Origin of the sequence: Paracoccus marcusii, assembly GCF_006151785.1 — a bacterium.
GTDB classification, from domain to species: domain Bacteria; phylum Pseudomonadota; class Alphaproteobacteria; order Rhodobacterales; family Rhodobacteraceae; genus Paracoccus; species Paracoccus marcusii.
This window is the reverse complement of record NZ_VDDD01000113.1, coordinates 1-10,693: the sequence shown is the minus strand read 5'-3', so window position 1 is coordinate 10,693 and position 10,693 is coordinate 1. Positions and strand designations below refer to the sequence as shown.

The following is a 10,693-nucleotide window of genomic DNA, read 5'->3' as shown; positions in this document are numbered from 1 at the left end:
CTGCGCCGCGCCGCGCCGGGGCTGGTCGTGCGGACCGGCACCGATGCGGCGGCGCTGGCGCCCGGCGCGCAGGGGCTGATCAACTGCACCCCCGTCGGCATGGTCGGATATGGCGGCACGCCCTTGCCCGCCGATCTGATGATGGGGGCGGAATGGGTCTTCGACGCGGTCTATACCCCGGTCGACACGCCGTTCCTGCGCGATGCGGGGGCGGCGGGTCTGGACGTCATCTCGGGATACGAGCTGTTCGTGGGGCAGGGCGTGGATGCCTGGGCCATCTTCACCGGCCTGCCCTTGGCCGAGGGGCGCCTGCGCGACGATCTGGCGGCCGGGCGGGACGCGCCATGAAGACCTCGATCGCCACCGTGTCGCTGTCGGGCAGCCTGACCGCCAAGCTGGCCGCCATCGCCGAGGCCGGGTTCGACGGCATCGAGATCTTCGAGCAGGATTTCCTGGCCTCGGACTTCACCCCGGCCGAGGTCGGGCGCATGGTCCGCGACCACGGGCTGGAGATCACGCTGTTCCAGCCCTTCCGCGACTTCGAGGGCCTGCCCGAACCGCATCGCAGCCGCGCACTGGCCCGGGCCGAACGCAAGTTCGACCTGATGAACCAGCTGGGCACCGACCTGATGCTGGTCTGTTCGACCGTGCATCCGGCGGCCATCGGCGGCATCGACCGCATGGCGCGCGATTTCCGCGACCTGGGCGATCTGGCGGCCCGCCACGGCATCCGCGTGGGCTTCGAGGCGCTGTGCTGGGGCCGTTTCGTGAACGACCACCGCGACGCCTGGGAGGTGGTACGCCGCGCCGACCACCCGAATGTCGGCCTGATCCTGGACAGTTTCCACACGCTGGCACGCCGGATCGACCCGGCCTCCATCCGGGCCATTCCCGGCGACCGGATCTTCTTCGTGCAGCTGGCCGATGCGCCGGCCATTGACATGGACCTGCTGTACTGGTCGCGGCATTATCGCAACATGCCGGGCGAGGGCGATCTGGACGTGACCAGCTTCATGCAGGCGGTCGCGGCGACGGGCTATGCCGGACCGCTGAGCCTTGAGATCTTCAACGACCAGTTCCGGTCGGGCCTGCCGCGCATGGTGGCCAAGGACGGGCATCGCAGCCTGATCGCGCTGATGGATCAGGTGCGGCGTGTCGAACCGGCCGCCGCCCCCGACCTGCCGCGCTTTCCCGCCCCGGCCCCGGTCGAGCGGATCGAATACATCGAATTCGCCACCAGCGCGGCCGAGGCCCCCGCGCTGGAGACGCTGCTGTCCAGCCTTGGCTTTGCGGCAGGGGGGCGCCATGTCTCCAAGCCGGTGACGGTCTGGCGTCAGGGCGGCGTGAACGTGCTGGTCAATTCCGACCCCTCGGGCTTTGCCCACAGCGCGTACGTGACCCACGGGACGACCGTGTCGGAAATCGCGCTGATGGTCCCCGATGCCCGCGCCGCGTATCAGCGCGCGACCGCGCTTCTGGCGCGGCCGCTGGTCCAGGAGACGCCGCCGGGACAGCTGGCGATTCCCGCGATCCGGGGCGTCAGCGGAAACGTGATCCGCCTGCTGGATGCCACGTCGGACCTGGCGGGCATCTGGCAGGTCGATTTCCGCGCGACGCCCGCGCAGGCCGGGGCCGGGATCACCGGGATCGACCATATCGGCCAGACCATGGCCTATGACGAGATGCTCAGCTGGTCGCTGTTCTACACGTCGATCTTCGACGCGCAGAAGGCGCCCATGGTCGATGTCGTGGACCCCGACGGGCTGGTGCGCAGCCGGGCGGTCCGGTCGGGCGGGCTGCGGGTGACGCTGAACGGGGCCGATGCGCGCCATACCCTGGCCGGCCGGTTCATCGAGGACAGCTTCGGCGCCTCGGTCCAGCATGTGGCCTTTGCCAGCGACGACCTGTTCGCCACCGCCGCCGCCTTGGCAGAACGCGGTTTCGCCACGCTGCGGATCGGCGCCAACTACTATGATGATATCCAGGCCCGGTTCGGGCTGGATCAGGGCTTCGTCGATCGGATGCAGGCGGCATCGATCATGTATGACGAGGATGAGGGCGGACAGTTCTTCCAGCTGTACAGCGAACCGCGCGCCGACGGCTTCTTCCTTGAGATCGTCCAGCGGCAGGGCAACTATGCGGGCTATGGCGCGCCCAATGCCCCGTTCCGCATCGCCGCGCAGAAACGCGCCGCCCGTCCTGCCGGAATGCCGCGCCACTAGCGTCGCGGCGGCCGCGGCTCACAGGCGTCAGCGCAGCGCGACGTTGCGCAGCAGCTGGATCTGCGTGACCGTCTCGACCACCCGATAGGTGGTCGCGCGGTTGCGATGCAGCACCGTGAGCGAGGTCAGGCCACCCACCGTTTCGTGCGTTTCAAAGTCCGTGTCGCGGTCGAAATCGATGGCCCGCGGTTGCAGCGTGTCGGGATCGGTCAGGATCATTCGGGGCATGGCATGTCCGTCTTCGCAAAAGCTGGGCACTGTCGGTCGGCGCAGGTAAACTGCATCGTTCATCCTTTGGTTGCATCATGCCAGCCCGAATCAGCCGATTTTCGCCGCTGCCCGATCCTTGGACAGATCAATAGGTGACCGTGACCACGACGGTATCGGAATAGGCACCGGGCGGGGGCGTCAGCTGCGCGGGCACGCGGCCATGGACCGTCACGGCGCGCGAGACCCCGGTCCCCGCATCCGTCGTGGCTAGGCCGTCCGCGATCAGCCCCCATGGCTGTGTCCGGGCTGCGTCGCGATACAGCTGATAGCCCACGCGATGTCCCGCCAGATCGCGCATCTGCCGGCCGCCGATCCCCGCCGCCTGCAGCCCGTGACCCAGCCCCAGGCTGTAGCTGGTTCCCGCGGTGCAGGTCACGCGCACCTGGCTGGTCGCATCGACCGGCCGGTCCAGCAGGCCATGCTGACCAAAGTCCAGATCGTCGGCGACGACGCGGCAGTTCGGGCGGACCTGGGCCTGCACGGCAAAGGTGAAGCCCGTCACGCGCGTGTCGCATCCCAGAACCGGCCTGCACGTCTCGGTCGTGGCGCGGACATCCAGCGGCTGACGCGAAAAGGTCGCGCTGTAGGCACCCGGCACGGCCGCGTTCTGCGCGGCGTGGACGCGGGCATAGACCGGCACGTTCATGCCCGTCGTCGTCAGCAGCGACAGGACCGAGCTGCCCGTCAGGACCACGGGCTGCCCGCCATGCGTTCCCTGACTTCCTCCGAAGATCGTGGTGTGGGTCGGGTTCTGGTACAGGTCATAGGCCAGGCTGCTGCCCGACGGCCCCCCAAGGCGGCGCAGGCTGCCGAACAGGCCAGCCGAACCGTCGCCCAGTTCGATCGTCACCGTGATCGAGGTCAGCAGCCCAAGGAAGGTCGAGCAGTTGACCGCGATGTTGCCCGTGGCGGTGGTCGGGCTGCTGCCCAGGACATCGACGGGCCCCAGCACGATGTTGCTGGCCGAGAAGGTACAGCTTTGTGCCCGGGCCGGCGCGGCCAACCCAAGGGTCAGCAGACCTGCGATCAGGTACAGCAGGATGGCACGCCGGAAGGGGGCAGGGGTCATAGGCATGGCACCTTCTGCAGATGGGTCAGGACGCCGGGTTCGTCGACATAGGCGACCTCGGCGCGGCAGCGCCGCCCGTCGGGATAGGACACCGCGATCACGTTGGTCTCCTGCATGCCGGACAGGAACGTCTCTCCGTCAAATCCGACCAGGTTGTCGCCGCCGTCATCGTTCAGCACCACCCGTCCTCCGACCTCCAGCGGCTGGCCCTGGCCGTCGACCAGCCCGATCAGCGCCTCGCGCGTGCTGGTCTGCACGCCAAAGGTGACCGTCGCCCCCGACCGGTGGGCCGGGCGGACGACCCGCTGCGTGGCATCGGCGGCCGCATCCAGCGGCAGCCCAAGCGGGTCGATGGAGATCGCGTTGCCCTCGTAGGCGCGCAGGTCGGGGACCAGAATGCGGCCCGACCGCCCGGTGCGGCCGACGGTGCGGTTCTCGGCGCTGACCTCGACCCCGGGGGCGCCGGCATCGACGACGGCAAAGGCGTCCTGGACCGGGCGCGACAGAAAGACGCCGCCGCCCGACGCGACGATCGCTCCGTCTACCCGCAGGCCCACGGCCTGGGCGCCCGACTGGCTGCGCGCCGCGACCTCGACCCGACCCAGCTGGTTCTCGTATCCCGCATCGGCCCGGATCGAGCGCCCGTCCCCCTGGTCCGCCTGCACCCGCCAGTTCCACCGCGGGATGTCGCCCGCGCTTTGGCCGCTGATCTGCGCATAGTGACGCCATCCGCCCTGGCGGCGTTCGGACTGCATCCCGGCATAATGCCGGGTTCCCAGGGGGATCTGCAGCTGGACCCCCGCGGTCGTGTCGCGCCGCGATCCACGCAGCGATGTCGCGCTCAGCGTCACGCTGCTGTCGCCCCACAGCCTCCGGCTGAAGGACAGGCCCAGGGCGGTTTCGCGGGCGACCGGGCCGGGCGCACGGATGTCGGAAAGAAACAGGCTGGCGCCGCTGCCGATCCGGCTGTCCAGCGGCATCGACAAGCTTACTTGGGCGATCTGGCGGGGAAAGTCGTATCGGTCGGTGCGCGCGCCCTGCGCGGTGGCCGACACGGCGGCGACGTCATCGAACCGCCCTTGGGTCCGCATCAGCCGGCCGGACAGGGCGGCGGAGCCAATCGACAGGCTGCTCGACAGATCCAGCAGCGCGCCGCTGCCCCTGTCGGACCGGCTGCCGGCCAGGCCAAGGCTGGCCGTGCCCAGATGGCCGATCCGGACCACCGCACCCGCCCCCGCCATCTGCAGGCCGCGCCCCCCTTCGGCATGGGCCGACAGGGTCAGCGCGTCGGTCACGCCATAGCGCAGCGTGCCCACGCCGAAGATGTCGTCGCCATAGCGATCGCCTGGCGTGCCGATGCCCAGCCTGGGCCGCCCCACGGACAGCGCGAAATCGGCAAGCCCCGGTTTCAGCAGCAGGTCCGACATCAGGAAGGGCAGATCGACCTGCGTCTCGCGGCCCGTCACGTCGCGCACGACGACGCGCGCCACCCCCGACCCCCCCGTCAAGGGCAGGTCGCGGATGCTGAACGGGCCGGCGGGCACCTCGGCGGAATAGGCCCGGATCGAATCCGAGAAGACCTCGACCGTCGAGGGCAGGGCGGCGCTGCCCTCGAACCCGGCCAGCGGGATCGTGATCAGATCGGGCTGCAGGCCGAAATTGCGCTCGACCATCGCGCCGCCCATGCGGACCGGCCTGGCCCAGGAGGGACCGCGTGACGCGATGTCCCCGACCTGGACCTGCATCGCGCGCCCGGGGAACGAACTGCGCCAGCTCGTCTCCAGCCGCCGGTACCGGGGCGATCCGTCCCTGTCCGGCGCGACGACGAATGCGTGGTTCAGCACCCCCAGGGGCATGAACAGCCGCCCGTCGACACTGCCCGAGACCAGCTGGCCGCCGGCCCCCGCATCGCCGCGCCAGGTCTCGACGTTCAGCCCATAGTTCAGCACCACGCCATAGCCCTGATCGACCGCGGGTCCGGCATCTTCGCCGGGCGGGGTGTCCTCTGCCGGGGTACCGGCGTCAAGTTCGTGGGGCGCTGCGATGTCGGGCGGGACGATGAAGCGGATCGTCTGGTCGGGCGCGACCAGGCGCCAGCCAAGGCCGGGGATCTGGTCCAGCCTGACCTCTCCGGTCACGGCATCACCGGCCAGGATGCCGCTGGTGCGCAGGTCCTCGGCATCCGCGCTGAGGACGCCGTCGCCCACGTCGGTGAAGCGGGCGATCAGGTTCCTGGGCTGGCCGTTCACGAACACCTCCAGGTACAGGTCCTGCCCCGCCTCGGGTGGCGGGATGTCCTGGGCCCTCGCCGGTCCGCAGCACAGCGACGCAAGGACGGTCATGACCAGCCACCCTCGGCCGATGCGCTCAGCGCATGGGGACATCGACGTCCAGCGCCCCAGGTTGGTCGTAGCCGACAGCCGCGCCGAACCGCCCATCTGCCCCGCCGGCGCGATCGGCCATTCCATCGACGATCCGCCCAGCACGTATCCCAGCAGGCCGGGATGGCGCACCGTTGCGCCGTTCGGCGCGCTCAGCGTGACGTCGGCGATGCGCAGGCGGCTGTCCCCGGTGTTCTGGGCCACCAGATGTGTCGCGCCCCCCGATCGGCGCAGCGACCAGCGGACATCGGCGGACCGCACCCCGGCATCGGCAAAGAACACCGGGATGCGCAGTTCGGTGGCAAAGGCCACGGCGCCCGCCTGTCTGCGCGACTGGTCGGGGATCTCGTTCAGGATGACGCGATAGGCCTCCTCTCCGCTGACCGGGGTGCGCGCGACGCGGACGACGCGGATCGTCTGCGTCGCGCCGGGTGCAAGCTGGATCGCGGGCGGGCTGACCACGACATCCGCGCTGCGTTCCAAGCTGTCCTGGGCGCCGGGCTGCAGCCAGCGGAAGACGCGCGACTGGACGGTGATCGGCCGGCTGCCGTCGTTGCGCAGGGTCAGGGTGGTCGCCGCCCCGGGCGCCGGAACCTCCAGCAGCACCGGAGAGACCCTCAACCCCTGCGCTGCAGCCCCGACCGCTAGGCCAAGCGACATCGACACGGCCAGAAGGCCGCCTGCAAGAAATCCACGCATGGTCTGGCCTTTCAGTAGGTGACGGTCACCGTGACGGTATCGGTATAGGTTCCGGGGGCAGGCGTCGCCTGTGCCAGGACCCGGCCGAAGACCGTGAAGGATTGCGCGTCGCCCGTCCCCGTCGCGGGCTGGGTGTCCGCGCCCACGGCATTGCCCCAGTTCGTCACCCGCCCGGCGTCCTGGAACAGGGCATAGGCGATCGTCTCTCCGCCCGACGTCATCTGGCGCACGCTGGTCGTGGCCCCTGCGCCCAGCCCTTCGTTCAGGCCGATGTCATAGGGGGTGGTGTCGGTGCAGGTGACCTCCATCGTGGCCGTGGCATCGACATCCGTGCCAAGCACGCCCTGGGTCCCGAAATCCAGCGTCTCGGTCGAGGTGATCTCGCATTCGGCGACGATGGTGATCCGGACGTCAAAGCTGTCCTTCGTCACCGTCTGCGCCAGGGGCGCGGTCGCCGAAAGGGCGATGACGGCTAAGATCGTCGGAAAAATTTCCTGTGTCATGATGGTTCATATGCTCCAAAATTCGAGAACGCCGATCCGAAGTTTTGCAGACTAAGCAAAAAGCACATCTTAAAGGTGTATTAAGAAGTATCGGGCACAGTGATTTCGCGTCAAACTAAACCTTCCAGTGTGTAACCTTGATTTTGCTCAAATTCCCAATATCCGCGGATCGCCCCGCGGACCCATGCCTTATCCCTGGCCGCGGCGGTCATTGCCGTCGCAGTCCGGGTATCGAAAGAATTCGGTCATGACCTTGAACTGGAAACGTGCGGGTGACCCTGGCGCCGGATCCGCCGCCACAGATGGCACCCCGCGACGGGACTTGTCCGGCATGGACGTTCCGCCGACCGATTCGGGCCTGATCCGTCTTTACGAAAACGGCGTGCTGCGTCCGACGCGGACGCCCGTCTTCGACCGCGTCGTCGAGCAGGCGCGGCGGATATTCTCATGCCAAGCCAGCCTGCTGACGATCATCGACGAGGCGAACGACCGCCAGTTCTTCAAGGCCGAGGCGGGCCTGATGCTGACCGCGGAGGAGGATCGCGTCACGTCGCTTGCCTATTCCTTCTGCCGGATCGTCGTCGCGAATTCCGCGCCGCTGGTCATCGCGGATGCCCGGATCGATCCGCGGTTCAGCGGGCATCTGGCAATCGGCAGGTTCGGCGTGGTCGCCTATCTGGGCGTGCCGGTCAAGGACGAGACGGGCAGGGCCATCGCCGCCCTCTGCGTGGCCGAAAGCAGGCCGCGGGACTGGACGTCGGCCAATGTCGAGGTGCTGCAGGCCTTTGCGGAAGGTGTCTCGACCCAGATCAAGACGATGGTCCTGTCCGAACGGATGCGGACCGCCATCGGTCAGGAACCGGGCGGCGCCTCGGCCCTGCCACAGCCGGCCAGCGCGGTCCTGACCTATCACCATGCCCCCGACGGGACCGAGACGATCGACGCGGCGACCGCGGAGACGCAGCAGATCTGGGGCATCCCGGCCGCCGAATACATGGCGCGGTTCGGCGATGTCTTCGCCTTTTGCATGGTCGAGGATTACCCGCTGGCCCGCGCATCGTTCGGAAACTCTGCCGCTGGAATGATCCCATGGCACCATCGCTGGCGCATCCGTCTGCCTGACGGTCAGGTCAAGTGGCTGGAGGGGCATGGGCTTCCCGCATCCGGTCGGAACGGCGGGCTGACATGGGACTGCACGATCAACGACGCGACCCGCCTGACATCCTGACGTCCCGCGCGCCGGTCACGCTGCATCGTCGCGGGCCAGCAGATAGCAATCCATGATCCAGCCATGCGCGGCCCGGGCGGCGGCGCGTGCCGCCTCGATCCGCGGTCCGGCCTCGGTCAAGGGGCCCGCCTCCAGCAGTTGTTCGGGCATGCCCAGATAGGCGCCCCACCAGATCTGCAGGCCCTTCGGGGGCAGCGTCGCAAAGGCGCAGGTGCCGTCCAGCATCACCAAGACCCGGTCGGCGTCATTGGGAAAGCCCGCGTCGCGCAGCCGCCGCCCGGTGGTGATCCGCACCTCGGATCCCAGGGCGTTCAGCGGAATGGCATGGGCCGCGCACAGGGCCTGGATCGCGGTGATGCCCGGGATCACCCGTGCGCGCCAGTCCAGACGCGCGGCAATGCGCAGGCTGCTGTCATAGAGCGACGGGTCGCCCCAGACCAGCATCGCCACCGTCCCGCCCTGCGGCAGCGCCGCCGCGACGGCCGCCGCCCAGGCTTGCGCGATGGCATCATGCCATCGGTCGACGGCCTCCAGATAGGGCAGGTTTGCATCGCGCACCGGCAGGTCGATCTGGGCCACGGCGCCGCCGGGGCGGTGGCGGTCCAGCATCGCGCGGCGCAGATGGGCCAGATCCTCCTTCCCGGCGCCCTTGCGGGGGATCAGGACCAGATCGGCCTCCTGCAGGGCGCGGACGCCCTGCAGGGTCAGGTGGTCGGGATGGCCCGTGCCGGCCCCGATCAGCACCAGATCGATCATGCGTAGAGCCGGGGCGTCACCAGCCCGCTGCCGCGCAGGCCGCGGGCCGCCTTGGCGCCCGCCAGCACGGCCAGATCGACCAGCGGCTCGACCACGATGACCAGCAGATAGGCCGCGCCAAAGGACAGGACCCCCGCCGTCGCACCGGCGCCCTGACCATAGAACGCCCAGAACGCGACCCAGGCCACGATGCCCCCCTGATAGGTCGCCGACAGCGCCAGCGCCTGGCCATAGCGCAGGTCCACATAGGCGGTGCCCGGCGCGATCACCCGCCGCGCCACCGCCTGCAGCGCGAACAGCGGCACCAGCAGCGTGGTCACGTTCATTCCGTATTGCGGCAGATCGAACGGCGCGAAGAACAGTCCCTGGATCAGCAGGCCCAGGGCCAGCCCGATCGCCGCCGGCGCCGCGCCCAGGATCAGGAACAGCGTCGATCCCAGGATCAGGTGCACCTCGGACACGCCCACGGGCGCGGTGGGCAAGACCTGGAAGAACACGAAGGTCGCGGCCGTCGCCAGCGCCCCTCGCGCCGCCAGCGACGCCCCGCCCTGCGCGCGCAGGGCCTGGGCCGCCAGCCTCAGCGCGTAAAGCCCGGCCGTGGCGGCCGTGGCATAGCCCAGTATCAGCTTGGCGCCGGTGACGACGCCCTCTTCGATATGCATGTCATCCTCCTGTGGCCGTCCACCCGACGGCATGGGGTTGCCTGACATGGCCGGTTTCCTGGCTTGCGGGTCCGGGCGCGGCGTCGGCCTTCCCGGATCGCTCCAGTGGCATGGGTGACGCGCGCTCTCCGCATACAGTCGCGGGGGCGGCCGGGGCTTCGGGTGCCGCGATTGGGTCCACCCTTCCCCGTTCCCGATGAAGCCCGGCGTTTCACGCCTGACGGGCACCATTCAGACGGTCAGATAGACGGGATCGCAGGGCCTGCGTCAAGTCGCCGCCGGGGCGATCAGGTGAAAGAACGTGCCGGACACATGCCCGCCCCCGGACATCGTCCGGTGACTGCCGGTTTCCTCCACCGCGGCGCCGGTCGCGTCGGTCACGCGCGCCAAGGGCGCATCGGGCTGGGACAGGATCGAGGCATAGTGGAATTCATGCCCCCGCAGCGCCGTGCGACCCAGTCCCGGCAGGGCGGTCAGCGGATCGGCGCGGCGGTACCCCAGATGCATCCGGCGTTTGGCATAGCTGGTCTCCAACCCCAGCAGCCCCAACATCTGGTGTCGTTTTCCATCGGCATCCACCAGGCCTGCCCCAAGCGCCATGTAACCGCCGCATTCTCCATGCACCGGCCGCGTGCCCGCAAAGCGGTGCATGGCCGCGCGGAACCCGTCGCAGGCGGCCAGCCGGGGCGCGTGCAGCTCCGGGTATCCCCCCGGCAGCCAGCAGCAATCGGCGCTGTCATCCGGCCCCTCATCCGCCAGCGGCGAGAACGGCAGGATCGTGGCCCCCGCCCGCCGCCAGGCCTCCAGCACATGCGGATAGACGAAGCTGAAGGCCGCGTCGCGGGCCAGCGCGATCCGCCCGCCGGGGGGCGTCAGCGGGCGCGGCGCGGGCGCCTCGGGCAG

Annotated in this window: 9 protein-coding genes, 1 pseudogene and 1 riboswitch; of the genes and pseudogenes, 3 read left to right on the top strand and 7 right to left on the bottom strand. The window is 69.4% G+C overall.

The window, feature by feature from the left end; genetic code table 11:
* The coding region (locus tag FHD68_RS14845) for a shikimate dehydrogenase family protein (protein ID WP_425277550.1) at positions 1–348 on the top strand (348 nt) is incomplete at its 5' end.
* A complete protein-coding gene (locus FHD68_RS14840) occupies positions 345–2,222 on the top strand; it encodes a bifunctional sugar phosphate isomerase/epimerase/4-hydroxyphenylpyruvate dioxygenase family protein (RefSeq protein ID WP_127897628.1) in 1,878 nt (625 codons plus the stop codon). The genes FHD68_RS14845 and FHD68_RS14840, both read left to right, overlap by 4 nt.
* A gap of 27 nt (positions 2,223–2,249) precedes the next feature.
* Here the strand turns inward: FHD68_RS14840 and FHD68_RS14835 are convergent, their stop codons facing one another.
* The 4 genes from FHD68_RS14835 to FHD68_RS14820 all read right to left on the bottom strand — a co-directional run bounded on the left by FHD68_RS14835 (position 2,250) and on the right by FHD68_RS14820 (position 7,144).
* On the bottom strand, positions 2,250–2,441 hold the full coding sequence (locus FHD68_RS14835; RefSeq protein WP_045982586.1) for a hypothetical protein: 192 nt from the start codon (positions 2,439–2,441) through the stop codon (positions 2,250–2,252).
* A gap of 136 nt (positions 2,442–2,577) precedes the next feature.
* A complete protein-coding gene (locus tag FHD68_RS14830) occupies positions 2,578–3,561 on the bottom strand; it encodes a Csu type fimbrial protein (protein ID WP_167550415.1) in 984 nt (327 codons plus the stop codon).
* Positions 3,558–6,641, bottom strand: coding sequence for a fimbria/pilus outer membrane usher protein (locus tag FHD68_RS14825; protein WP_139086117.1), 3,084 nt, complete (start codon positions 6,639–6,641; stop codon positions 3,558–3,560). The genes FHD68_RS14830 and FHD68_RS14825 overlap by 4 nt, the downstream gene beginning before the upstream one ends.
* A gap of 11 nt (positions 6,642–6,652) precedes the next feature.
* Positions 6,653–7,144: a Csu type fimbrial protein gene (locus tag FHD68_RS14820; RefSeq protein ID WP_127897633.1), complete on the bottom strand. Its 492-nt coding sequence runs from the start codon at positions 7,142–7,144 to the stop codon at positions 6,653–6,655.
* A 331-nt stretch (positions 7,145–7,475) separates the two neighbouring features.
* Between FHD68_RS14820 and FHD68_RS14815 the strand changes: the two genes are divergently transcribed.
* Entirely contained in the window at positions 7,476–8,372 is an 897-nt protein-coding gene (locus FHD68_RS14815; RefSeq protein ID WP_164871385.1) for a GAF domain-containing protein, read from the top strand.
* A gap of 15 nt (positions 8,373–8,387) precedes the next feature.
* On the opposite strand, the gene cobF is transcribed toward FHD68_RS14815, so the two are convergent.
* From cobF to FHD68_RS14800, 3 genes and pseudogenes are all read right to left on the bottom strand, one after another.
* Entirely contained in the window at positions 8,388–9,128 is a 741-nt protein-coding gene (gene cobF, locus FHD68_RS14810; RefSeq protein WP_127897635.1) for a precorrin-6A synthase (deacetylating), read from the bottom strand.
* The gene (locus tag FHD68_RS14805) at positions 9,125–9,790 is read right to left on the bottom strand and encodes an energy-coupling factor ABC transporter permease (RefSeq protein WP_127897636.1); all 666 of its coding nucleotides are present in this window, start codon (positions 9,788–9,790) and stop codon (positions 9,125–9,127) included. The genes cobF and FHD68_RS14805 overlap by 4 nt, the downstream gene beginning before the upstream one ends.
* Before the next feature lie 31 nt (positions 9,791–9,821).
* Positions 9,822–10,036, bottom strand: a riboswitch (cobalamin riboswitch).
* Positions 10,037–10,057: 21 nt separating this feature from the next.
* Positions 10,058–10,693 (bottom strand): annotated as a pseudogene (locus FHD68_RS14800) (cobyrinate a,c-diamide synthase); the annotation flags it as partial.